At 59.0% G+C, this 24,035-nt stretch carries 25 protein-coding genes and 2 tRNA genes; 6 read left to right on the top strand and 21 right to left on the bottom strand.

Annotation, left to right across the window (positions count from 1 at the left end; translation table 11 throughout):
- Nucleotides 1–76: 76 nt before the first annotated feature.
- From BMZ23_RS12525 to BMZ23_RS12505, 5 genes are all read left to right on the top strand, one after another.
- A complete protein-coding gene (locus BMZ23_RS12525) occupies nucleotides 77–1,456 on the top strand; it encodes a polynucleotide adenylyltransferase PcnB (RefSeq protein ID WP_093477934.1) in 1,380 nt (459 codons plus the stop codon).
- A complete protein-coding gene (gene folK, locus BMZ23_RS12520) occupies nucleotides 1,453–1,992 on the top strand; it encodes a 2-amino-4-hydroxy-6-hydroxymethyldihydropteridine diphosphokinase (protein WP_093477931.1) in 540 nt (179 codons plus the stop codon). Before BMZ23_RS12525 ends, folK begins: the two co-directional genes overlap by 4 nt.
- A 126-nt stretch (nucleotides 1,993–2,118) precedes the next feature.
- Nucleotides 2,119–2,913, top strand: coding sequence for a 3-methyl-2-oxobutanoate hydroxymethyltransferase (panB, locus tag BMZ23_RS12515; RefSeq protein ID WP_093477928.1), 795 nt, complete (start codon nucleotides 2,119–2,121; stop codon nucleotides 2,911–2,913).
- A 4-nt stretch (nucleotides 2,914–2,917) separates the two neighbouring features.
- Nucleotides 2,918–3,766 carry a pantoate--beta-alanine ligase gene (gene panC, locus BMZ23_RS12510; protein ID WP_093477925.1) on the top strand — a complete coding sequence of 283 codons (849 nt, stop codon included), beginning with the start codon at nucleotides 2,918–2,920 and terminating at the stop codon, nucleotides 3,764–3,766.
- 93 nt (nucleotides 3,767–3,859) lie between these two features.
- Nucleotides 3,860–5,041 carry an acetyl-CoA C-acetyltransferase gene (locus tag BMZ23_RS12505; RefSeq protein WP_093477922.1) on the top strand — a complete coding sequence of 394 codons (1,182 nt, stop codon included), beginning with the start codon at nucleotides 3,860–3,862 and terminating at the stop codon, nucleotides 5,039–5,041.
- 8 nt (nucleotides 5,042–5,049) lie between these two features.
- On the opposite strand, the gene thpR is transcribed toward BMZ23_RS12505, so the two are convergent.
- The 19 genes from thpR to rlmE form a co-directional block, all read right to left on the bottom strand.
- Nucleotides 5,050–5,616 carry an RNA 2',3'-cyclic phosphodiesterase gene (thpR, locus tag BMZ23_RS12500; RefSeq protein WP_093477919.1) on the bottom strand — a complete coding sequence of 189 codons (567 nt, stop codon included), beginning with the start codon at nucleotides 5,614–5,616 and terminating at the stop codon, nucleotides 5,050–5,052.
- A 6-nt stretch (nucleotides 5,617–5,622) separates the two neighbouring features.
- Nucleotides 5,623–6,573 (bottom strand): GGDEF domain-containing protein, encoded by a 951-nt coding sequence (locus BMZ23_RS12495; protein ID WP_218143605.1) that lies wholly within the window; start codon nucleotides 6,571–6,573, stop codon nucleotides 5,623–5,625.
- 72 nt (nucleotides 6,574–6,645) lie between these two features.
- Complete coding sequence (locus BMZ23_RS12490) at nucleotides 6,646–6,963, bottom strand: YggL 50S ribosome-binding family protein (RefSeq protein WP_093477916.1); 318 nt, start codon at nucleotides 6,961–6,963, stop codon at nucleotides 6,646–6,648.
- Between the two features lie 117 nt (nucleotides 6,964–7,080).
- The gene (locus BMZ23_RS12485) at nucleotides 7,081–7,338 is read right to left on the bottom strand and encodes a hypothetical protein (RefSeq protein ID WP_143069596.1); all 258 of its coding nucleotides are present in this window, start codon (nucleotides 7,336–7,338) and stop codon (nucleotides 7,081–7,083) included.
- Nucleotides 7,339–7,537: 199 nt separating this feature from the next.
- Nucleotides 7,538–9,646 (bottom strand): polyribonucleotide nucleotidyltransferase, encoded by a 2,109-nt coding sequence (pnp, locus tag BMZ23_RS12480; protein WP_093477911.1) that lies wholly within the window; start codon nucleotides 9,644–9,646, stop codon nucleotides 7,538–7,540.
- 132 nt (nucleotides 9,647–9,778) lie between these two features.
- Nucleotides 9,779–10,048 (bottom strand): 30S ribosomal protein S15, encoded by a 270-nt coding sequence (rpsO, locus tag BMZ23_RS12475; protein ID WP_093477908.1) that lies wholly within the window; start codon nucleotides 10,046–10,048, stop codon nucleotides 9,779–9,781.
- A 140-nt stretch (nucleotides 10,049–10,188) separates the two neighbouring features.
- Nucleotides 10,189–11,109, bottom strand: a complete 921-nt coding sequence (truB, locus tag BMZ23_RS12470; RefSeq protein ID WP_093477905.1) for a tRNA pseudouridine(55) synthase TruB — start codon at nucleotides 11,107–11,109, stop codon at nucleotides 10,189–10,191.
- Between the two features lie 3 nt (nucleotides 11,110–11,112).
- Nucleotides 11,113–11,499: a 30S ribosome-binding factor RbfA gene (gene rbfA, locus BMZ23_RS12465; protein WP_093478006.1), complete on the bottom strand. Its 387-nt coding sequence runs from the start codon at nucleotides 11,497–11,499 to the stop codon at nucleotides 11,113–11,115.
- Nucleotides 11,500–11,653: 154 nt separating this feature from the next.
- Entirely contained in the window at nucleotides 11,654–14,185 is a 2,532-nt protein-coding gene (infB, locus tag BMZ23_RS12460; RefSeq protein WP_093477902.1) for a translation initiation factor IF-2, read from the bottom strand.
- A gap of 60 nt (nucleotides 14,186–14,245) precedes the next feature.
- The gene (nusA, locus tag BMZ23_RS12455; protein WP_093477899.1) at nucleotides 14,246–15,727 is read right to left on the bottom strand and encodes a transcription termination factor NusA; all 1,482 of its coding nucleotides are present in this window, start codon (nucleotides 15,725–15,727) and stop codon (nucleotides 14,246–14,248) included.
- 50 nt (nucleotides 15,728–15,777) lie between these two features.
- Nucleotides 15,778–16,233, bottom strand: a complete 456-nt coding sequence (rimP, locus tag BMZ23_RS12450; RefSeq protein WP_093478003.1) for a ribosome maturation factor RimP — start codon at nucleotides 16,231–16,233, stop codon at nucleotides 15,778–15,780.
- A gap of 123 nt (nucleotides 16,234–16,356) precedes the next feature.
- Nucleotides 16,357–16,433 (bottom strand) — tRNA-Met (locus BMZ23_RS12445).
- Between the two features lie 95 nt (nucleotides 16,434–16,528).
- Nucleotides 16,529–16,613: transfer RNA gene (locus BMZ23_RS12440), tRNA-Leu, on the bottom strand.
- A 10-nt stretch (nucleotides 16,614–16,623) separates the two neighbouring features.
- Nucleotides 16,624–16,986: a preprotein translocase subunit SecG gene (gene secG / locus BMZ23_RS12435; protein ID WP_093477896.1), complete on the bottom strand. Its 363-nt coding sequence runs from the start codon at nucleotides 16,984–16,986 to the stop codon at nucleotides 16,624–16,626.
- Between the two features lie 5 nt (nucleotides 16,987–16,991).
- The gene (gene tpiA, locus BMZ23_RS12430) at nucleotides 16,992–17,744 is read right to left on the bottom strand and encodes a triose-phosphate isomerase (RefSeq protein ID WP_093477893.1); all 753 of its coding nucleotides are present in this window, start codon (nucleotides 17,742–17,744) and stop codon (nucleotides 16,992–16,994) included.
- 70 nt (nucleotides 17,745–17,814) lie between these two features.
- Nucleotides 17,815–19,158, bottom strand: a complete 1,344-nt coding sequence (gene glmM, locus BMZ23_RS12425; protein ID WP_093477890.1) for a phosphoglucosamine mutase — start codon at nucleotides 19,156–19,158, stop codon at nucleotides 17,815–17,817.
- A 29-nt stretch (nucleotides 19,159–19,187) separates the two neighbouring features.
- Nucleotides 19,188–20,039 (bottom strand): dihydropteroate synthase, encoded by an 852-nt coding sequence (gene folP / locus BMZ23_RS12420; protein WP_093478000.1) that lies wholly within the window; start codon nucleotides 20,037–20,039, stop codon nucleotides 19,188–19,190.
- 4 nt (nucleotides 20,040–20,043) lie between these two features.
- Nucleotides 20,044–21,978 (bottom strand): ATP-dependent zinc metalloprotease FtsH, encoded by a 1,935-nt coding sequence (gene ftsH / locus BMZ23_RS12415; protein ID WP_093477887.1) that lies wholly within the window; start codon nucleotides 21,976–21,978, stop codon nucleotides 20,044–20,046.
- A gap of 133 nt (nucleotides 21,979–22,111) precedes the next feature.
- Complete coding sequence (gene rlmE / locus BMZ23_RS12410) at nucleotides 22,112–22,747, bottom strand: 23S rRNA (uridine(2552)-2'-O)-methyltransferase RlmE (RefSeq protein ID WP_093477884.1); 636 nt, start codon at nucleotides 22,745–22,747, stop codon at nucleotides 22,112–22,114.
- 79 nt (nucleotides 22,748–22,826) lie between these two features.
- On the opposite strand from rlmE, the gene yhbY reads away from it, so the two are divergent.
- On the top strand, nucleotides 22,827–23,141 hold the full coding sequence (gene yhbY / locus BMZ23_RS12405; RefSeq protein ID WP_093477881.1) for a ribosome assembly RNA-binding protein YhbY: 315 nt from the start codon (nucleotides 22,827–22,829) through the stop codon (nucleotides 23,139–23,141).
- Between the two features lie 6 nt (nucleotides 23,142–23,147).
- Here the strand turns inward: yhbY and BMZ23_RS12400 are convergent, their stop codons facing one another.
- Together BMZ23_RS12400 and greA are read right to left on the bottom strand one after the other, a co-directional pair.
- Complete coding sequence (locus tag BMZ23_RS12400; RefSeq protein ID WP_245748222.1) at nucleotides 23,148–23,564, bottom strand: DUF4149 domain-containing protein; 417 nt, start codon at nucleotides 23,562–23,564, stop codon at nucleotides 23,148–23,150.
- Nucleotides 23,561–24,034 carry a transcription elongation factor GreA gene (gene greA / locus BMZ23_RS12395; protein ID WP_093477878.1) on the bottom strand — a complete coding sequence of 158 codons (474 nt, stop codon included), beginning with the start codon at nucleotides 24,032–24,034 and terminating at the stop codon, nucleotides 23,561–23,563. Before greA ends, BMZ23_RS12400 begins: the two co-directional genes overlap by 4 nt.
- Nucleotide 24,035 lies beyond the last annotated feature (1 nt).

Below are 24,035 nucleotides of genomic sequence, written 5' to 3'. Positions count from 1 at the left end.
TTCCGTGACATCATGCTCGCAACCCGACCCGCACGTCGCTGCCTGGAACTGACCTAGCCGGTGGAATATCCAGCCCATGATTCGCAAGCTGCTGCAAAAACTGCCTTTCCCTTTTGGTAGACCCGCTCGCCGACGCACAACGCCACTGGTAATCCCCTCCAGTCAGCACTCACTGCGCCGAGAAGAGATCAGCCGAAACGCCGTCAGCGTTGTTGAACGCCTCCAACAAGCCGGCTATCAAGCCTTTATGGTTGGTGGCTGCGTGCGCGACCTGCTGCTTGATGTAACTCCCAAAGATTTCGACGTAGCTACCAGCGCCACGCCCGAACAAGTCAGGGCCACCTTTCGCAACGCACGCCTGATTGGCCGCCGGTTCCGTTTGGCACACGTCTACTTCGGCCGTGAAATTATCGAAGTAGCGACCTTCCGCGCCAGCCACGGAGGCGATGACGACGCCTCCAGCACTGACGAGCAATCCCGCCAAAGCGATTCTGGACGGCTATTGCGGGACAACGTTTACGGCACGCTGGAAGAAGACGCGCAGCGTCGCGACTTCACCATCAACGCACTGTATTACGACGTATGCAGCGGACACCTGCATGACTTTGCCAACGGCTTGCACGATGTTCGAAACTGCCAGATACGCCTGATAGGAATACCCCAGCAACGCTATCAGGAAGACCCGGTACGCATGCTCCGGGCAATACGTTTCGCCGCCAAGCTGGACTTCGAGATCGAGCCGCATACCGCCGCCCCCATCAAGTCACTGGCTTCCCTGCTCAATGACATTCCAGCCGCCCGTCTGTTCGATGAGATTCTCAAACTGCTGATGTCCGGACAGGGCGCCGATACCTTTGAGCTGCTTCAACAATACGGGCTCTTTGCACCGCTTTTTCCGGATACAGCCAACGCTGTTTCACAGTCTCCCGATCATTACACACGCCTCCTGCGCCAGGCCTTGCACAATACCGATGAGCGAATCCGCCAGGACAAACCGGTAACCCCGGCATTCCTGTTTGCCGCCCTGCTGTGGCCTTCCATGCAGGCGCAGCTGAATCGGCAACTGGATCGGGGTACACCCTTGATACCGGCACAGCAGCAAGCTGCCCAGGAAGCACTCAGCCGGCAATGCCTGCGCACCGCCATTCCCAAACGCTTCAGCCTCCCCCTCAGAGAGATCTGGGATCTGCAGCCACGCCTTGAACGGCGTGTCGGCAAGCGTGCTGACCAGCTTCTTGAGCACCCGCGCTTTCGCGCCGCTTACGACTTCCTGCTGCTACGCGAAGCGGCCGGTGAACGCACCAACGGCCTCGGTGAGTGGTGGACCCGCTACCAAGACGCCAGCGACGAGCAACGCCGAAAGATGATTCGAGAACTGGACGCAGGCAGTGACAAGCCGGCACGCAAGCGTCGCCGCCGGCGCAAACCGCGCTCGACAGCAGATAACAATCCATGATCACTTGCTATATAGGTCTTGGCAGCAATCAGCAGGAACCACTGTTCCAGCTGCAACAGGCATGTCAGGCGCTCGCCGAGCTCCCTGATAGCCGCCTGCTTGCCTGCTCATCGGCCTACAGTAGCAGCCCGCTGGGGCCGCAAGACCAGCCCGACTACCTTAACGCCGTTGCCTGCCTGCAAACCCGGCTCGAGCCTCTGGCGTTGCTGGATGCCTTGCAGGCAATCGAGCAGCATCAGGGCCGAATCCGCAAAGATCAACGCTGGGGACCAAGAACGCTGGATCTTGATCTGTTGCTGTACGGCGACCAGCAGATCGAACACGCCCGGCTTCAGGTGCCGCACTACCACATGCACACTCGTGACTTCGTATTACGCCCACTGCTCGAACTGCAACCGGACTTGCACCTGCCAGACGGCAGCAACCTGCAGCAATTTCTGGCGCACTGCGCAGATCACCAGCTACAGGTCAAAACAGTAGCGCTATGGCCCAAGGCTGCAACGGATGACTGCAATCCGCAGTCGACGCCACTATAATGGTGCATGCCACCCGCCTGACAGGCTGACTGACTGTCTGTGGTGGCGGCGCTGCAGGAGCATTACCCATGCACCCCGACATCAATCATACGCAGCCGCACAACAGCTGCTCATGTGGAATCCGCCATGCCTGAAGTGACCCTGACCACACTAAACAAGCTCAAGCAGACCGGTGAAAAGATTGTTTGCCTAACAGCGTATGACGCCACCTTCGCGCACCTTGAAAGCCGGGCCGGCGTAGAAGTTATCCTGGTCGGGGACTCGCTCGGCATGGTGCTTCAGGGCAACAGCAGCACTGTCCCGGTCACCATAGAGGACATGGTCTACCACACCCGTTGCGTCAGTCGTGGCAATCAGGGTGCGCTGATCATGGCCGACCTGCCTTTCATGAGTTGCGCCACTGTCGAGCGAGCACTGCAGGCAAGCACCGCGCTGATGCAGGCCGGCGCGCACATGGTCAAACTTGAAGGTGCCGGCTGGCTGGCCGAAACTGTTGGAGTCCTGGCACGTAACGGCATCCCGGTATGTGCCCACCTGGGCCTCACCCCGCAGGCAGTGAATGTGCTGGGCGGCTACAAGGTACAGGGCCGCGAGGAAGCTCAGGCACAGGCGCTGCTGGATGACGCCCTGCTGCTGCAGCAGGCCGGCGCTGCCATGCTGCTGCTGGAGTGTGTACCAGCCCCATTGGCCGGCAGAATCAGCAGCGAAGTACGCATTCCGGTGATCGGCATTGGCGCAGGTAACGCGACTGACGGACAGGTACTGGTTGTACATGACATGCTTGGCCTGTCAATCAGCGAGCGCATGCCACGATTCGTGAAAAACTTTATGCAGGGTCAGCCCAACATCGCCTCGGCAATCGCCGCCTACGTCAACGCGGTGAAGCAGATCGAATTCCCCGCCGCCGAACACGAGTTCTGACATCATGAACACCCTGCACAGCATTGCACAGGTGCGCGCGGCAATCGCCCGCGCCCGCGAGGAAGGCAAGCGTATCGGCCTGGTCCCCACCATGGGCAACCTGCACCAGGGCCATCTGGCACTGGTAGAAAAGGCGCTGCAGCGAACCGACTGCGTAATTGTGAGCATCTTCGTCAACCCGCTGCAGTTCGGCCCGAACGAAGACCTGGACAGCTACCCGCGCACCCTCGCCGAAGACCAGCACAAACTACTGGAAACGGGCGCGCATATGGTCTTTGCGCCAAGTGCCAGTGAAATCTATCCGCAAGGCATGCAAGGCCACACACGCATCAACGTACCGCTGGTGTCTGACGGCCTCTGTGGTGCAAGTCGTCCCGGCCACTTTGAAGGGGTGGCGACTGTTGTTGCCAAACTGTTCAATATCATCCAGCCGGATCTTGCCGTTTTTGGTGAAAAAGATTTTCAGCAACTGGCAGTCATTCGCAAGATGACCCAGGACCTGTGCTTGCCGGTACAGATCCTGGGCGAACCCACCGTGCGCGCCGAGGACGGGCTGGCATTGTCTTCACGCAACGGTTATCTGGACCAGCAGGAACGCGCACTGGCTCCCGAGCTGTTTCGCAGCCTGCAATGGCTGGCAGAACAGCTGCCCCGCAGTCACTCGCAGCAGACCTTGGTCACGCAGGCCGCAGAGCGTATCGAAGCCGCTGGAATGCGCGTTGACTACCTTGAACTGCGGGATGCCGAGACACTGGATACACCCACACCAGATAGCCGCGAACTGGTGATACTGGTGGCAGCCTTCCTCGGAAAAACCCGCCTGATCGATAACCTGCGTATTGCGCTGGGCTGAAACGGCTACCGCTTTACCCCTTGCGACGGCGAAACGCTAGGTCAGGCACCGGCTCTCTATCTGAACATACACTTCCCTGCACAGGAGTCACCCATGCATGACGTCGTAATCGTCGCCGCCACACGCACCGCCATCGGCAGTTTCGGCGGCCAGTTCGCCGCCATCCCAGCCCACCAGCTGGGTGCCACGGTAATCCGTCGACTGCTGGAGCAGACCGGTATTGACCCGGCCAGTGTCGACGAGGTGATTCTCGGGCAGGTGCTGACCGCCGGCTGTGGCCAGAATCCGGCTCGTCAGGCCGCCATCCATGCCGGTCTGCCGCACAGCGTGCCGGCCCTGACCCTGAACAAGGTCTGCGGCTCGGGCCTCAAGGCCCTGCATCTGGCTGCCCAGGCAATCCGCTGCGGCGATGCCGAGATCATCATTGCCGGCGGCCAGGAGTCCATGAGCCTGTCGCCACACCTGCTGCCCACCTCCCGTACCGGCCAGCGTATGGGCCATGGCCAGTTGCTCGACAGCATGATCCATGATGGTCTATGGGATGCTTTCAACGATTACCACATGGGTATCACCGCGGAAAATCTGGTGGAGAAATACGCCATCAGTCGCGAGGAGCAGGATGCCTTTGCTGCGGCTTCCCAGCAAAAGGCCGTAGCCGCGCAGCAGGCCGGGCATTTTCGCGCAGAAATCACCCCGGTCAGCGTTTCCCAGCGCAAGGGCGATGCGCTGCTGATCGACACTGACGAACAACCACGCGCCGGTACCACCAGCGAATCCCTCGGCAAGCTGCGTCCGGCATTCAAGAAAGACGGCAGCGTCACCGCCGGCAATGCTTCCAGTCTGAACGACGGTGCCGCCGCAGTACTGCTGATGAGCGCCAGCAAGGCCGCCGAACTGGGACTGCCCGTAATGGCTCGACTGGCCGGATGGGCGAATGCCGGCGTCGATCCGGCGATCATGGGAATTGGCCCGGTGTCCGCTACCCGCCGCTGCCTGGACAAGGCCGGCTGGCAGCTCCAGGAACTGGATCTGATTGAAGCCAACGAAGCCTTCGCGGCTCAGGCACTGGCGGTCGGCCGCGAACTGCAATGGGATCCTGCTCGGGTGAATGTCAACGGCGGCGCCATTGCCCTTGGACACCCGATTGGCGCCTCCGGCTGCCGGGTGCTGGTCAGCTTGCTGCACGAAATGATCCGCCGCGATGTTCGCAAGGGGCTGGCGACGCTGTGCATTGGGGGCGGCCAGGGCGTGGCGCTGGCTATCGAGCGCAACTGAACAGGTGATCAGTCAGGTGCTGTGGCAGCAAACTGCTGTAGCACCTGATAGCGCGAACCCGCCGGGGTAGCATGGCTCTGATAGAGGCAAAACTCGCGGACGTTGAAAGCCGGCAGATGCATCCTGGCATGCGCTTCGATAAACCCCTGCGGGGCCTTCGCCCGGCGCGGCAGGCGCGCCAGGGTTACATGCGGTCGCCACGGCCGTGACTCGGACGGAAGGCCCAACCGCCCAAGACAGTCGGCGGTCTGCCTGTGCAACACCCACAGCCCCTCACAGGCCGACACCCCGGCCCACAGAATACTCGGACTGCGCTGGTTGACGAAACAACCTGCGCCGTTTACTTGAAGGTCAAAAGCGGCAAATTTCAGCCCCTGCAGGGCCGCTATAAGCGGCCCGACCAAGCTCTCAGGCTGGTTGCCGAGAAAATGCAGCGTCAGGTGCAATTGTTCCGCCGTTTGCCAGCGGGCGCCGGCTATCTCTTGCTCAAGTTCCAGCAGCTCAGAGGTGGTCGCCGGAGGAATCCCCAGCCCCAGAAACAATCGGCTGGTTGGCTGAGCCAACTCAGAAGCCATGCCTACTCAGCCCGCATCCGCCACAATGCAATTGCGCCCGCGCTGTTTGGCCAAATAGAGCTGACGATCAGCCTGTTCGACAAAGCCCCGCGAATCAGCGCCATGCCTGGGCATCGCCGTAGTAATGCCCATGCTCAGGGTGACGATCTGCCCCGCACTGGATGCAGCGTGCTCGATCTGCTCCTTGAACAACAGCGCCCGACAGCGTTCGGCGATCACCAGTGCGGCCTGGGCATCCGTCTCCGGCAACACCAGTACAAACTCCTCGCCGCCATAGCGCGCAAAGAAATCCCGTGGCCGGGTAGCGGCTGAACCAAGCGCAATAGCCACGCGACGCAGGCAATCATCGCCGCGCACATGACCATAATGATCGTTGTACTGCTTGAAGCAGTCTATATCGAACATGATCAGGGAAATCGGCCGCTGGTTGCGCCGGGCTTTGCTCCACTCGTCTTCAAGCACCGAATCGAACATGCGCCGGTTGGCTACCCCGGTCAGGCCATCGCGGAACGACAGCTCTTCGAGCTCCTTCTGCAACTCGATCAGCTTGTCTTCAATGCGTTTGCGCTCGGTAATATCGAACATAAAGCCGACCAGCGAATCCACCTGGCCATCGGGTTTACGCACCACATGCACAACATCACGAATCCACACGAAGTGGCCGTCTCTGTGCAGTGCCCGGTAATCAGCCTCATGATCAATGCCGCACTGGGACTGACTGACGCAATAGTTCACCGTCCACTCGCGATCCTCTTCATGCATCCGCTCGGCCCAATCGTTAACACTGACCCAACTGGATTGTTCCCAGCCAAGCAATGCTTCGATCTGTGGGCCGATATAGGCAAACTGCATGCTTGCCCAGTCGATCTTCCAGGGAATCGCACGGGTCGACTCCAGCAAGGTCTTGTAGACCATGCTGTCCGGCTGCATTCCGTCATTTACCTGTGGCGTATCCATACAGCGCCTCCCGAAAACCTGTTCACCCTATTCAGTGCGTGCGCGGGCAGAAGATGACCGGATACTCAAGAATCAATGCCAGGCATCAACCAGCTCGCTGACCTCGACGCCAGCAACTTCCGGACGTTGCTGAAGCCACGCCAGCACCGCCTGGCGATCTTCCTCGCTGACTGAACCACGGCCAGCACGGCAAATGAATCCGCCGGTAGCCCAGCCGCCAAACTCCAGTCCACGGGGGACCAGCACGTCTCCAATAAATGCATCGACCAACCCCTCTGCCGCCGCATCATCAAGTGGCTGAGCTGGTTCAATGGAGAAATTGAAACCCATTTCCTGGAATTCACCGACGCGCATTTTCTTTCTCAGGCGGCGGCTACGTTGTGTAGGCATGAAGTTACCGTATCAGTAGTGGATGTACTGACACTTTAGCCTGAATGGAAAGGGAATACAGCCCGTACGGCAGAACACCGACGTATGGGTCAAGAGCTGGATGCAGTGACGTAGATCTCAGATAACCTGGTCGCTGACTATCATGCCATGCAGTACATGGCAGGTCAGCGCGCCACGACGCAGGGTCAACGGAGAGCGTCGGGTAAGCTGCCAACCACACGCCAGCATTTCGTCAATATGCCTGCGCAATGCATTGAAGCGACGCTGCTGGCGTGTACCCAGATCTTCTACCTGGAAGCCTGCAAGAGTGGAAGCAGTGCCGTTTGGCGGCACCTGAGTAACGGGAACAGCTGTACGGGAACGCGAAGCGTGCATGACTTACCTCCCCAAGCATCTGGTTCGTGGCGATTGACGCTAAACCGTATTAAACAAAAACACCTTGATTGCCATCAAATACCAGGCTACGCCTGTCACCATATTTATACAATCCATGCCAAACAGCCATTACTTGTACAAAAATTACAGACCACAAAAAACCCGGAACATGTCCGGGTTTTTTGTGCTTACAGCAAACTCAGACGCCGGAAGCTTCAGCCGCCTCGACATCCTTGATCGACAGCTTGATGCGGCCACGATTGTCGACGTCAAGCACCAGCACTTTCACTTCCTGGCCTTCCTTGAGCACATCGGTGACTTTCTCGATGCGCTGGTTGGCGATCTGAGAAATGTGCACCAGACCGTCCTTGCCGGGCAGGATGCTGACAAAGGCACCGAAGTCGACAATGCGCTCGACCTTGCCGGTATAGATCTTGCCGATTTCCGCCTCGGCAGTAATCTCGTCAACACGCGCCTTGGCGGCATTGGCGGCATCCTTGCTGGCAGCAAAGATCTTGACCATGCCATCGTCAGTAATGTCGATCGAAGCACCTGTCTCGTCGCAGATACCGCGAATGGTCGCACCACCCTTGCCGATCACGTCGCGGATCTTCTCCGGATCGATCTTCATGCTGAGCATGGTCGGGGCGTTGGCTGACAGCTCCTTACGCGATTCCGGCAGTACTTCGTTCATCTGCTTGAGGATGTGCAGACGGGCCTCATGGGCCTGCTGCAGAGCGATCTCCATGATTTCTTCAGTGATGCCGTTGATCTTGATGTCCATCTGCAGTGCAGTGACACCCTTCTCGGTACCGGCCACCTTGAAGTCCATGTCGCCAAGATGGTCCTCGTCACCCAGGATGTCGGTGAGGACAGCGAACTTCTCGCCTTCCTTGACCAGACCCATGGCAATACCGGCTACCGGTGCCTTCAGCGGTACACCAGCGTCCATCAGTGCCAGCGAAGCACCACACACCGAAGCCATCGAGCTGGAACCATTGGACTCGGTGATTTCCGAGACCACACGGATGCTGTAAGGGAACTGGTCCATGTCCGGCATGACTGCCGAAACACCACGACGAGCCAGACGGCCATGGCCGATTTCGCGACGCCCGGTACCGCCCATCCGACCACACTCGCCAACCGAGTAGGGAGGGAAGTTGTAGTGGAACATGAAGGGATCTTTCTTCTCGCCTTCCAGGGTATCGAGCAGCTGCGCATCACGGGTGGTGCCCAGCGTGGTGACTACCAGCGCCTGGGTCTCGCCACGGGTGAACAGGGCCGAACCGTGGGTACGGTCAAGCATGCCAACTTCGATATTCAGCGGGCGCACTGTGCGGGTGTCACGGCCGTCAATACGCGGATTGCCGTTGACGATGTTCTCACGCACTACGCGGTACTCGATTTCACCGAAGGCATCCTTCACCTCACCGGCGGCAAACTTGCCGTCTTCCTCACCGGACAGCGCGGCAATCGCCTGATCACGCAGTTCGCCAAGGCGGGCATAGCGATCTTGCTTGATGGTGATGGTGTAGGCCTTGGCGATTTCGGCACCGAACTCTGCACGGATGGCACCCAGCAGTGCAGTATTTTCAACCGGAGCAGTCCACTCAAAGGCCGGCTTGGCGGCTTCGGCGGCGAGCTCCTTGATGGCCTGGATGGCGGTCTGGAATTCCATGTGGGCGAACAGCACGGCACCCAGCATCTGGTCTTCGGTCAGCTCCTGGGCTTCCGATTCAACCATCAGAACGGCGTCTTCGGTACCGGCCACAACCATGTCCAGACGGGAAGTCTTCAGCTCTTCGTAGGTCGGGTTGAGGATGTAGCCATTGTTCACATCAAAGCCGACACGGGCAGCACCGACAGGGCCGGCAAACGGCAGATTGGCTATCGCCAGGGCAGCCGAGGTACCCAGCAGGGCGGCAACATCCGGATCAGTGGTGCGGTCGGTGGAGACCACGGTGCAGACAACCTGCACTTCATTCATGAAACCTTCGCTGAACAGCGGACGGATCGGACGGTCGATCAGCCGCGAGGTCAGGGTTTCCTTCTCGGTGGGACGGCCCTCACGCTTGAAAAAACCGCCGGGGATACGGCCGGCGGCATAGGTTTTCTCGATGTAGTGTACCGACAGCGGGAAGAAGTCCTTGCCCGGATCGGCCGACTTGGCGGCGACCACGGTACAGAGCACGCTGACAGCATTATCGATGCTGACCAGCACGGCGCCGGAGGCCTGACGGGCAATACGCCCGGTTTCGAGGGTAACGGTACTGTTACCGAACTGGAATTGCTTGATGACCGGTTTCACGGTTGCTTCTCTCTCTTCTCTTTACTTGCCTTGTGGCGGAATCCTGGGCATGGGCGGGTATCGGACCCGGACATGTCCAAAGGAAGCCGGCACCACCGCCTGCTGGCGGCTGTGCCGGCTTCAGGGCATGCATCAGCGACGCAGGCCCAGACGGCCGATCAGATCGGTATAGCGGGTGGTGTCCTTGGACTTCAGGTAGTCCAGCAGCTTGCGGCGCTGGTTTACCATGCGGATCAGACCACGACGGGAATGGTGATCCTTCTTGTTGTCCTTGAAGTGCCCCTGCAGCTTGTTGATGTTTGCAGTCAACAGAGCGACCTGGACTTCCGGAGAACCGGTATCACCTTCGCCACGCTTGTACTCGGTTACGATTGCAGCCTTTTCTTCAACGCTCAGTGCCATGATGCATTTCCTCTGAGGTAACAGGCCGGGACGCTGTCCCGTGTTTTGTAACGAGGAATGACCGTGCCTGTTGACAGCCACCCTCGGTGTGACCCTCCCGGGTCGACATCAGACATCACCGCTGGCGGTGATGCACAAACTCATTCAGTAAAGCGTACCAGACGCTTTGGCGCCACGCGGGCATCGTCGGTCATCTCACCGATGCCGATAAATCCGCTCCCAGGCGCATACAGCCTGACCGTACCGAACGCTGGCGCTCCGGGCACCCTGACCGCCTGCCCGTGGTTCAGGTAGTAGGCAGTCTGTTCGGTCAGCTCAAGGGCCGGAAACTGCCCAAGACCGCTATCCGAAGGCAGCAGCAAATGATCCAGCGCCTCGGCGCCGCCCTCGGCATGCAACTGTTCGAGTTGTGCCAGAGTAATCTGTTGCGCCTGATCAAACGGCCCAGCCTGAATGCGCCGCAATTCGGATACATGTGCGCCGCAGCCCAGCGCCTCGCCAAGGTCCTCGACCAGACTGCGGATATAGGTACCCTTGCTGCAATGCACCTCCAGCCGAAGTCGATCACCCTCCAGGCCAAGCACACGCAATTGGCTGATTCTAACAGATCGCGGCTGACGCTCCACCGTTTCGCCGGCACGCGCCAGCTTGTAGAGCGGCTGACCATCCTTTTTCAGCGCCGAATACATCGGCGGCACCTGCTGGATATCCCCGCTAAAACGCGGCAACAGTGCTTCCACCTGGGCCAGATCAATATTCACCGGGCGTACTTGCAGCACGTCACCCTCGGCATCGGCGGTGGTGGTAGTGATGCCCAGACGCGCCTCGGTGACATAGGCCTTGTCGGCATCCAGCAGAAACTGGGAAAACTTGGTCGCCTCGCCCAGGCACAGTGGCAGCACCCCGGTGGCCAGTGGATCAAGGCTACCGGTATGTCCGCCCTTGTTCGCATTGAACAGCCAGCGGACCTTTTGCAGGGCCGCGTTGGAGGTCATGCCAAGCGGCTTGTCGAGAATCAGAATGCCGTCAATGTCACGGCGCTTGTTGCGTTTGCCGGTCACCCGTTACTCCTGCTCGCCCTTGTCGTGGCGCTTATCCTCAGCCACTGCCTGCTCGATCAGACTGGACAGGTGTACGCCCCGGCGTACACTCTCGTCGTAGTGGAAATGCAACTGCGGAATACTGCGCATTTTCATTGATTTGCCGAGCAGCATGCGCAAAAAGCCAGCAGAATCCTTGAGAATCTCAAGATTCAGTTCGATATCCTCGGCACTGTCCTTGCCCAGCAGGGTAAAGAACACCTTGGCATGTGCCAGATCGCGACTGACATCGACCGCCGTCAGGGTCACCATGCCCAGACGCGGATCGCGCACCTCGCGCTGGATAAGTTGCGCCAGTTCGCGCTGCATCTGATCGCCGACCCGCTGGGTACGGCTGTATTCTTTGGCCATAACAACCTCTAAAGCTGCAAGCTGCAAGCTGCAAGCTGCAAGCTGCATCAGTATGGGGCAGCCTCGCAACCTGTGCGTGCCCCCGGAAACGGCAAACGGCAAGCGCACACGACAGCCTGTATCTGCCGTCGGCCGCTTGCCGCCTGGTACCGTCTTACAGAGTCCGTGCGACCTGAATGCGCTCGAACACTTCGATGCGATCGCCGACGCGTACATCGTTGTAGTTCTTCACGCCGATACCGCACTCCATGCCGTTACGCACTTCGGCAACGTCATCCTTGTAACGACGCAAGGATTCCAGTTCGCCCTCGTAGATCACCACGTCCTCACGCAGCACGCGGATAGGACGATTGCGATAAACGATACCTTCGATAACCATACAGCCGGCCACCGCGCCGAATTTCGGCGAACGGAACACGTCACGTACTTCAGCCACACCGAGGATCTGCTCGCGTACATCGCTGCCGAGCATGCCGGTAAGGGCCTTTTTGACGTCATCGATGATCTCGTAAATGACGCTGTAGTAGCGCAGATCCAGACCTTCATTTTCAACCACTTTACGTGCCGAAGCATCAGCTCGCACGTTGAAACCGAAAATCACCGCATTGGAGGCCAGCGCCAGGTTGGCGTCGGTCTCGGTGATACCACCAACACCGCCGGATACCACCTTGACCTGCACTTCGTCGTTGCCCAGATCGGACAGCGAGCCCTGCAACGCCTCCAGCGAACCACGTACGTCGGCCTTGATGACAATATTGAGCGCCTTCTTCTCGCCCTGCCCCATGCTTTCGAACATGTTCTCCAGCTTGGCTGATTGCTGGCGAGCCAGCTTGATCTCGCGGAACTTGCCCTGACGGAACAAAGCCACTTCGCGGGCCTTGCGCTCATCGCCTACCACGGTCATCTCGTCGCCGGCATCCGGTGTGCCATCCAGACCGAGAATCTCTACCGGAATCGACGGACCAGCTTCCTTGATCGGCTTGCCGTTCTCGTCAAGCATGGCGCGTACACGACCGTAGTTGAAGCCAGCCAGCACCACGTCGCCCTGACGCAGGGTGCCGTTCTGTACCAGCAAGGTAGCTACCGGGCCGCGCCCCTTGTCCAGACGCGACTCGATTACCACACCCCGTGCCGGCGCCGAAGGCTGGGCCTTCAACTCAAGCACTTCGGCCTGCAGCAGAATGGCTTCCAGCAGCTCATCGATACCGGTACCGACTTTGGCCGATACATGCACGAACATGGTGTCGCCACCCCACTCCTCGGGGATAACCTGACGGGCTGCGAGGTCATGCTTGATGCGGTCAGCGTCAGCCTCGGGCTTGTCGATCTTGTTAACCGCCACCACGATAGGCACACCGGCTGCCTTGGCATGCTGGATGGCTTCTTCGGTCTGCGGCATCACGCCATCGTCCGCCGCCACCACCAGAATCACGATATCGGTGGCCTTGGCACCACGCGCACGCATGGCCGTAAAGGCGGCGTGGCCGGGGGTATCGAGGAAAGTGACCATGCCACGATCGGTTTCGACGTGATAGGCACCGATGTGCTGGGTAATGCCGCCAGCCTCACCGGAAGCAACCTTGGCCCGACGAATATAGTCGAGCAACGAGGTCTTGCCGTGGTCGACGTGACCCATGACGGTAACCACCGGCGCACGCCCCGTCAGCTCGCCTTCATGGCTCATCGACTCGGTCAGCTGGTCTTCAATATCGCTCTCGCGCACCAGCTTGACCTTGTGACCCATATCCTCGGCAACAATCGCCGCTGTATCCTGATCCAGCACCTGGTTAATAGTCACCATGGTGCCATTCTTGAACATGTACTTGATAACTTCTGCGGCCTTGATCGACATCCGCTGGGCCAGTTCAGCCACAGTGATGGTCTCGCCGATAACTACTTCGCGCACAATGGGTCCCGTGGGCTTCTCGAACCCATGCTGATTGCGTTTCTTGGCCTTGAGCTTGCCACCACCACCGCGGCGGCGATTCATGCCATCTTCGTCATCCATGATACGGCCGCTGTTACGCGACTTTTCCTTGCCCGCATGTCCGCCAGCACGCTTGCGGTTGCGCTCTTCTTCATCTGAGCGCAACGCTTTGCGACGGGCCTCTTCCTTCTTGCGGTTGGCTTCGGCAGCAGCCTGTGCGTCTGCCGGGGTAACTTCCGGCACTGGCACCGCAGGTGCTGGCGCGGAAGCGGGGGCGGACTCAGCGGCCGCGGGCTGCTCCACCTTGGCGACAGGCTCAGGCTCTGACTGACCTGCCTGCTTGCTGGCTTCGAGCGCCTGGCGTGCTTCTTCTTCAGCCTTGCGCCGCGCCTCCTCGGCCTGCTGGCGTGATTCTTCAGCAGCACGCAGCTCTTCCAGCTCGCGCTGGCGTTCGGCTTCCAGCTCGGCAGGATCACGCTTGACGTAGGTACGCTTCTTGCGCACCTCAACGTTCACGGTCTTGCTGCCGGCGACCTTGAGGGTGCTGACGGTTTTGCGCTTAAGGGTAATCTTGCGCGGCTCCACCACCGACTCGCCATGGGATTGCTTCAAATGAGCCAGCAAGCGCTGCTTCTCATCATCAGAAACCTGCTGATCGGGGCTGGTTTGCGGCAAACCGGCTTCCTGCATCTGCTGTAGCAGACGCTCAACCGGAGTGTCCACCACCTTAGCCAACTCTTTGACCGTTACTTCCGCCATTCATATCTCTCCTCAGTCGGGCCCTTGCGCTCACGCATGGTTGTCTTGTGCAACCGACCGTTACTCGAACCAGGGCGCACGGGCTGCCATGATCAGGGCGCCGGCACGCTCTTCATCAATACCTTCAATGTCCAGCAGATCGTCAATCGACTGCTCCGCCAGATCTTCCATGGTGACAATGCCGCGAGCAGCCAACTGGAATGCCAACGCACGTTCCATGCCTTCCATTTCCAGCAGATCGTCTGCCGGCTGTGCCTCTTCCAGCTTTTCTTCATTGGCGATCGCACGCGTCAACAGGCGATCCTTGGCACGTGCCCGCAGCTCAGTGACGATATCTTCGTCAAAGCTATCAATATCGAGCATTTCTTCCATGGGTACGTAGGCAATTTCCTCCAGCGAGGTAAAGCCTTCGTCTACCAGAACCTGTGCCAACTCTTCCTCAACATCCAGCTCTTCCACAAAATGCCGCAGCACATCGCCTGTCTCGGCTTCCTGCTTGGCGCGAATGTCCGCCTCGCTCATCACGTTCAGCGTCCAGCCGGTCAACTGACTGGCCAGCCTGACGTTCTGGCCGCTGCGGCCAATCGCTTGGGCCAGGTTGTCTTCTGCAACCGCCAGATCAATGGCGTGGGTATCTTCATCCACGATGATCGAGGCAACCTCGGCCGGAGCCATGGCGTTGATAACGAATTGAGCCAGGTTGTCATCCCACAGCACGATATCCACGCGCTCACCAGCCAACTCGCCCGATACGGCCTGAACCCGCGAGCCGCGCATGCCGATGCAGGCACCCTGCGGATCGATACGCTTGTCCTTGGAGCGCACAGCAATCTTTGCGCGCGACCCAGGGTCACGTGCAGCACCCATGACCTCGATCAGCCCCTCGGAAATTTCCGGCACTTCAATACGGAACAACTCGATAATCATTTCCGGACAGGCACGGGACAATACCAGTTGCGGGCCGCGATTCTCGGTGCGGATTTCCTTGAGCAAGGCACGAATACGCACACCGCTGCGGAAGGTTTCACGGGGAATCATTTCCTCGCGCGGCAATACAGCTTCGGCATTGTTGCCAAGATCGACAATAATGCTGTCACGCCCTACCTTCTTGACGGTGCCACTGATGATTTCACCAAGACGCTCGCGGTAGGCATCAACCACCTGGGCACGCTCGGCCTCGCGAACCTTCTGTACAATCACCTGCTTGGCAATCTGCGCAGCAATCCGACCGAATTCGACCGACTCGATCTTTTCTTCAACAAGATCGCCGATCTGCAGTGCAGGGTCACGCTCCTGAGCCTGGTCCAGGGTCAACTGCAGATCAGGATCATCAAAATTCTCATCGGCAACCACTATCCAGCGGCGAAACGAATCATAGTTGCCCGTGTGCCGATTAATCTCGACACGCACATCAACTTCGTCCTCGTAACGCTTCTTGGTGGCTGTAGCCAGCGCCAACTCCAGTGCCTCGAAAATCACACCGGGCGGAACGCCCTTCTCATTGGAAACGGATTCCACAACCAGCAGCACTTCTTTGCTCATCGTATGCCTCGCCTAACGCATCCATAGGGGCCGCTAGTGCCCGTAATAATTCAGAACCGCGGGATGATGTTGCCTTTATCAATACTGTCGATCGGCAGCAGATATTCATGCTCGTCAACCAACACCACCACCTCGTCACCTTCGACGCCGCGAATGATTCCCTGAAAATTGCGCCTGCCTTCATAGGGCGTACGCAACCGGATACGTGCCTGCTCACCACTGTATTGCGCGTATTGCGCCAATGTGAACAGTGGCCGGTCCATACCCGGTGAAGAAACCTCAAGAGTGTAGTCGCCCGAAATCGGGTCCTCGACATCAAGAATCGCACTCAACTGGCTACTCACCAGGGCGCAACCATCAACCGTGACACCCTCGGGGTGTTCGATATAGACACGCAGCAGCGAATGCCGCCCCTGCGAAAGGTATTCGATGCCCCAGCACTCGAAGCCCAGAGCCTCGACTGCCGGGGCCAGCATGTCATGCAATTGTGCAAGTTTGCCGGACAATGTTGCAGCCTCTGTTTCACGCATCAATAAAAAATGGGCCCTTGGCCCATCGAACTCCGGCTCGCCGCGGCCAGCACGGTTTCCGGACAGCTAACAAAAAGCCCCTCATGAGGGGCCTTGTTCTGGTTGCGGGGACAGGATTTGAACCTGCGACCTTCGGGTTATGAGCCCGACGAGCTACCAGACTGCTCCACCCCGCGTCAAATCTTGGGCGCACATTATACTGCTGATACGCCGCACAAGGCAACCGAACATGCCTGAAATGAAACAGGGCCTGCAAAGCAGACCCTGTATTTGGTGCGGAAGATGGGACTCGAACCCATACACCCTAAGGCACTACCCCCTCAAGATAGCGTGTCTACCAATTCCACCACTTCCGCGAAACCTTGCTTACTCAACCTCTGGCACTTCACCACCCGCCGGAGCCTGTTGCTCAAGAACAGGAATATCATCACTCAGGGTTGGCTGCTGAACCTGTACCTGCGGAACCGGAAGACCGGCATCACGCTCACCCCCTGCCTTGGCGCTGGCATAATACGCCAAACCCAACGAAGTGACAAAGAAAACTGTCGCAAGAATTGCAGTAATTCGGCTCAAAAACGTGGTTGACCCCTGACTGCCGAATACAGTACCGGAAGCACCCGCACCAAAGGAAGCACCCGCTTCGGCACCCTTACCCTGCTGGATAAGAATCAAGCCAACAAGGGCAATGGCAACCATCAGATGCAGCACAACTATCAGCGTTTCAATCATCACATTTATCCTGCGGCACGTGCTATCGCACCAAATTCTTCTGCATTGAGGGAGGCTCCACCTACCAGCCCCCCGTCGATATCCGGCATACCGAATAAATCCACAGCATTGTCAGCCTTGACACTGCCGCCATAAATAATCTGCACACAACCTGCCTGATCGCTGTCGAGCAGAGCCAGTCGCCCACGAATCATCGAGTGGACATCCTGAGCCTGTTCTGGCGTAGCTGTCAGGCCAGTACCTATAGCCCACACCGGCTCATAGGCCACAACACCTTGAGCCAGACCGCCCACACCAAAAACCTCCAGCACCGCCTGCAATTGCCTGCCAACCACATCAGCAGTCTGCCCGGCTTCCATCTGCTCTCGGGTTTCACCGACACAGAGTATCGGACGCAAGCCGCACGCAAGCGCCGCAGCAAACTTGCGGCATATCACTGCGTCGGTTTCACCGAACAAGGTACGCCGCTCTGAATGCCCGACCAGGACGAACTCGCAGCCAGCATCGCGTAATTGCGATGGAGAAACCTCTCCGGTCAGTGCGCCCGGCTCAGCCTGCCACGCACAGTTTTGCGCAGCGAGCCGAATAGGAGAACCCTGCAAGGCTTCGCCGCACTGCTGCAAATACAGGGCAGGCGGCGCTACTGCCAACTCGACAGCCTCGGGCCATTCCTGTCCATTCAGCCCCAGCAACAAGTCCTCTACGGACTGTCGTGTGCCGTGCATTTTCCAGTTACCGGCTACCAGCGGACGACGCATGCAAACCTCTCCGTTCAAGCGGCGGCCAATGGTACCCAAGTTGCCTTCGCGGCACAACAGACACTCACGTTCAGACTGAGCAGCAAACCCGCACCTGATCAGCCAACCAGGCAGCTTCACGCTCGACCTGGGCAGCATCCTGGCCTTCTACCATGACCCTCACCAGAGGCTCGGTACCCGAAAGACGCAGCAAGACCCGACCATTGTCACCCAGCCGCGATTCAGCTTCGGCCACAGCATCAATTACCCGCGCATCCGATACAGGGCTTGCACTTCCGGCGGCGTAACGGACATTGATCAGTGTTTGAGGACAGAGGGTCATGCCGCGACAGGCCTCGGCCAGACTCTGGCCACTGCGCTGAAGCGCCAGCAGCACTTGCAACGCGGCAATAATGCCATCCCCGGTACTGGTATGGTGCAAGCAGACAAGATGCCCGGACGATTCACCACCCAGAATCCAGTTACGCTGCTTCAGTGCCTCCATCACATAACGGTCGCCAACCTTGGCACGCACCAGCTCGACGCCTTGCTCACGCAGCGCCAACTCCAACCCGAGATTGCTCATTTGCGTGCCTGCCACGCCACCACGCAGCAAACCGCGTCCGTGCAACTCCATGGCAATCACATACAACAGCTGATCACCATCGACACTGTTGCCCAGGTGATCAACCATCAACACGCGGTCACCATCACCGTCGAAGGCAATACCCATATCCGCCCCTCGATCCAGTACCGCCTTGCGCAGCGCAGCCAGATCGGTGGAGCCACAACCCTGATTGATATTCAGCCCGTCCGGCTCGACGCCAATCACACTGACCGAAGCGCCCAGCTCACGGAAAACGCTGGGCGCCACCTTGTAGGTAGCACCATGCGCACAATCGACAACCAGCTTCAGGCCCTTGAAGCTGGTACTGGTCGGCACACTGCTCTTGCAGAATTCAATGTAGCGACCAGCCGCATCCTCAACCCGCACCACCTTGCCGAGTGCCGCCGAGGAAACCACCTCCATAGGCTCATCCACCAGCCGTTCGATTTCCAGCTCCAGGTCGTCTGGCAGCTTGCGACCGCTGGCGGAAAAGAACTTGATGCCGTTGTCATAAAAGGGGTTGTGCGAGGCGCTGATGACAATGCCGGCATCGGCCTGGAAGGTCCGGGTCAGATAGGCAATCGCTGGCGTTGGCATGGGTCCAAGCAGCTGTACATTGGCACCGGCTGCGGACAAACCCGCCTCAAGCGCGGACTCGAACATATAGCCGGATATCCGCGTGTCCTTGCCGATCATGATGCGGCATCCATCGTCCTTGCGAAAGGCAGTACCAATGGCCCAGCCCAACTTGAGCACAAACTCAGGGGTAATCGGGTGAGTACCGACCCGACCACGGATACCGTCGGTGCCGAAATAACGTTTTTGCATGCGTATAATCCCTGTACTGAAAGGCGCGCTCAGCGGCGCGCCAGTATAGCTTCGGTCATGCGCAGCGCGTCGACTGTCGGCGCCACATCATGAACCCGCAAAATCCGCGCACCAGCCTCCACCGCCAGCGCCGCCAACGCAAGCCCCCCAGCGAGACGCTCGTCTACCGGCCGGCCTAGCAACTGTCCGATCATGCTCTTGCGTGACACCCCGACCAGCAACGGCAGATCCAGCGGCGCCAGCTCCGGCATATCGGCAAACAACTGCAGATTGTGCTCCAGTGTCTTGCCAAAACCAAAGCCCGGATCGATCAACAGACGCTCGCGGGGTATGCCGGCCTGCTGGCAAAGCCTTACCCGCTCTTCGAGAAACGTGCCGACTTCGTGCAACAGGTCATGGTAAACCGGCGACTGCTGCATGACCTGTGGCTCACCCTGCATATGCATCAGGCAGACTGCAAGGCCGCTATCAGCCGCGGCCTGCAGCGCACCCTCGCGGCGCAGGGCCCGCACATCATTAATCAGCCCTGCGCCCACAGCAGCGCCCGCGCGCATCAGCTCAGGCGTACTGGTATCCATGGAAATGATCACATCAAAACGTGCGGCAATCGCCTCGACCACCGGCAACACCCGATCCAGCTCCTGCTGCAGGCTGACCGGTGCCGCACCCGGGCGGGTCGATTCGCCACCGATATCAATCAGGCTGGCGCCCTCGCTGATCATCTGCTCAGCTCGCAGCAGCGCCTGATCCAGATTGTTCCAGCGTCCACCATCGGAAAACGAGTCAGGGGTGACGTTCAGGATACCCATGACCTGGGTACGGGAAAGATCAAGCTCCCGGCCGCCACAGGGCAGGCGGGAGCTACGGGATTGTGGAAGCATTGACTCAGTGCTCGCCGGCTGGCCCGCCGATGCCGCCCGGATCGCTATCCGCAGCACCATCATCCACACTTGAGTCTTCACTACTCACCGCGCCAGGACCAGCCTTGTCATCACCTGACCAGTCCTTGGGCTCACGTGGAGCGCGCCCATCCATGATGTCGTCGATCTGATCGGCGTCGATGGTTTCGTACTTCATCAGTGCTTCAGCCATCAGATCCATCTTGTCCCGATTGTCGTGCAGAATTTTCTTCGCTGTGTCGTAACACTCGTCGATAATCCGGCGCACTTCCTGGTCAATCGCCTTGGCGGTTTCGCCGGAGACATTCGAACCACCACTACCGCCCATACGGCCCAGGTAACCCTGATCCTCGTCTTCGGCATACAACAGCGGGCCCAGCTTCTCGGACAGCCCCCATTTGGTCACCATGTTCTTGGCCAACTGGGTAGCACGCATGATGTCGTTGGATGCGCCGGTAGTGACGCCGTCGAAGCCCAGGGTCATTTCCTCGGCAATACGACCACCGAACAGCGAGCATATCTGGCTCTCCAGGGCGCGCTTGGAAAGGCTGTAGCGATCTTCCTCGGGCAGGAACATGGTCACGCCCAAAGCACGGCCACGGGGGATGATCGAGACCTTGTAGACAGGGTCATGCTCGGGCATCAGGCGACCGACAATCGCGTGACCGGACTCATGATAGGCGGTATTCAGCTTTTCCTTGTCCGACATGACCATCGACTTGCGCTCGGCGCCCATCATGATCTTGTCCTTGGCCAGCTCGAACTCCTTCATCTCCACCAGACGCTTGTTGGCGCGGGCGGCAAACAGTGAGGCTTCGTTGACCAGGTTGGCCAGATCGGCACCGGAGAAACCGGGCGTGCCACGGGCAATATTGGCGGGCTTGACGTCATCGCCCAGCGGCACCTTGCGCATATGCACCTTGAGAATTTGCTCGCGACCACGGATATCCGGCAGCCCCACAACCACCTGACGGTCAAATCGACCGGGGCGCAGCAACGCAGGATCCAGCACATCAGGGCGGTTGGTGGCTGCCACCACGATAATGCCGTCATTCGGCTCGAAACCGTCCATCTCTACCAACAACTGGTTGAGGGTCTGTTCGCGCTCGTCATGACCGCCGCCCATGCCCGAACCACGATGACGACCGACGGCATCAATCTCGTCGATAAAGATGATACAGGGCGCATGTTTCTTGGCCTGATCAAACATGTCACGCACACGACTGGCACCGACACCGACGAACATCTCGACAAAATCGGAACCGGAAATGGTGAAGAACGGCACCTTGGCTTCGCCAGCCACTGCCTTGGCCAGCAAGGTCTTGCCGGTCCCCGGCTGCCCAACCATCAGCACGCCACGGGGAATATGACCACCAAGACGCTGGAACTTGCCGGGATCACGCAGGAACTCGACCAGTTCGCTAACCTCTTCCTTGGCCTCATCACAGCCAGCAACGTCGGCAAAGGTTGTCTTGACCTGATCTTCCGACAGCATGCGCGCCTTGCTCTTGCCGAAGCTCATCGGCCCGCCCTTACCGCCCGCACCACCCTGCATCTGGCGCATAAAGAACATGAACAGGGCAATGATGATCAGGATCGGGAAACTGGCAATCAGCAACTGGGTCCATATGCTCTGCTGCTCCGGCTGCTTGCCTTCGACAATCACATTATTGTCGAGCAGGTCACCAATCAGGCCGCTGTCCTGGATTGCCGGACGCACTGTCTTGAACTCGCTGCCGTCGCGGCGCTTGCCGTTGATGATGAAGCCATCCACGGTTACCCGCTCGACCTGGCGATCCTTGACCAGTTCAAGAAATTCCGTGTAGTTCAGCGCACGCGCTTCGGGCGTGCTGCTGAAGTTGTTCATCACTGCCACCAATACCGCAGCAATGATTAACCACAGAATGAGGTTCTTCGCCATGTCGTTCAATTCACAACCCTCTTGTCACGCCGCCGGGGCACGCACGTTCATGATTCTATCCATACTGAGACAGGCCTACCTTACACCAGTTCGCCACCGTCCGGCAGAAAGGCCTGTGTAACGCCCTGTGTATTCAGTCCTGCGGACGCTCGCCCTTGAAGCCGCGCGCCAGCAGATAGGTTTCCCGCGAGCGGTCACGCGAGGCACCGGGTTTGCGGGTCAGCAGTTTGTCGAACTGCTCACGGATCTGCCGGTAATAATCGTCAAAGCCTTCGCCATGAAACACCTTGATCAGAAAATCACCACCAGGGCGCAGCACTCGTGTCGCCATATCCAGTGCCAGCTCGCACAGGTACATGGCGCGCGGCTGGTCAACCGCTGGCGTACCACTCATATTGGGGGCCATATCGGAAATCACAAGGTCTACCGGCTGATCGCCAATAGCCTTGAGGATCTCCTCGAACACCTGATCCTCGGTGAAATCACCCTGAATAAAGGTCACATCCGGAATGCTGTCCATTGGCAATATATCGGAAGCGATCAACCGCCCCTTTTCGCCCAGCACCCGACTGGCCACCTGCGACCAGCCGCCCGGCGCCGCCCCCAGATCCAGCACGGTCATACCGGGCCGTAGCAGGCGATCCTTCTCCTGGATCTCCAGCAGCTTGTAGCTGGCACGCGAACGGTAACCGTCCTTTTGCGCCTTCTTGACGTAGGGGTCGTCGAAATGTTCTTTCAGCCAGCCCTTGCTGGTCTTGGATCGAGCCACGGAATACCTCATGCAGCGGATCGCTCCGCCGGTTATACTTGGCACTTTCACTCATTCATGGGAAAGCAGCAGAAACATTATGGCGCTCAGCTCGGCACAGAAGAAAGACCTTAAGCGCATCGGCCATCATCTCAAGCCGGTGGTCATCGTCAGTGAACAGGGCGCCAGTGAAGGCGTGCTGGCGGAACTGGAGCGTGCGCTGAACGATCACGAACTGATCAAGATCCGCCTCAGCGTTGCCGACCGCGACGCCAAGCAGGCATTGATCACCCAGATTTGCCAGGCCAGCGGCGCCGAATTGGTGCAGGTGATCGGCAAGATGGCGATCCTGCTGCGTCGCAGCAAGCAGCCCAATCCGCAGCTGTCCAACCTGATCCGCTTCAAAACCCTCTGAAGCGACTCAGTTGCCGCGCTCATCCGGGCGCGGCTGCAGCACCAGCACCAGACCGGCAAAAGCCAGCACCAGAAAGCAGAACATCTGCCAGTACAGGCCGTCCTTCCAGAACCCGGCCAGAAAGAACGAGCCGGCACTGACCAGCACCAGCACCAGCAACTGCCCACGCAGATCCTGCCACCAGCGCCGGCCTAGCGCACTCAGCAGTACCAGCCCCTGCAACAGCGCACAAACAGCCGCAAAACCCACCAGTAGCGGATACATGAAGCTGCCGATCTCCTCGATCAGCAAGGGCGCCAGCCCGAAACGCTCCAGCGCCGGCAGCAACACGAAGTGCAATACCCAGACACCACCGACCCACAGGGTCTGCGCCAGTTGCCAGGCGATTCGCCCTCCGCGCAGATTGCTGCCGGCCGTGGTCACAGGTGTTGTACCTCGACAACTTCATACTCGACCACACCGCTCGGAGTCTGCACCGCAGCGACATCGCCCTCGTGCTTGCCGATCAGCGCACGGGCAATCGGTGAAGTAACCGACAGTTTGCCCTGCTTGATATCAGCCTCGTCTTCACCAACGATCTGGTACACCACTTCCTCGTCGGTATCCACGTTGGCGATGGTCACTGTGGTGCCGAAAATCACCTTGCCGGTGGCCGGAATGCTGGTCACGTCGATCACCTGGGCGTTACCCAGGCGACCTTCGATATCCCTGATCCGCGCCTCGACCATGCCCTGCTGCTCACGCGCCGCATGGTATTCAGCGTTCTCCTTCAGGTCACCCAGCTCACGCGCCTCGGCAATTGACTGGCTAAGCTGCGGGCGTACCACACTTTTCAGGTGCTTCAGCTCTACTTCCAGGGCTTCGGCGCCCTGTTTGGTCATTGGATACTTCATC

Origin of the sequence: Halopseudomonas yangmingensis (genome assembly GCF_900114825.1) — a bacterium.
Classification (GTDB): domain Bacteria; phylum Pseudomonadota; class Gammaproteobacteria; order Pseudomonadales; family Pseudomonadaceae; genus Halopseudomonas; species Halopseudomonas yangmingensis.
This window is presented reverse-complemented; position numbering and strand designations above follow the sequence as displayed.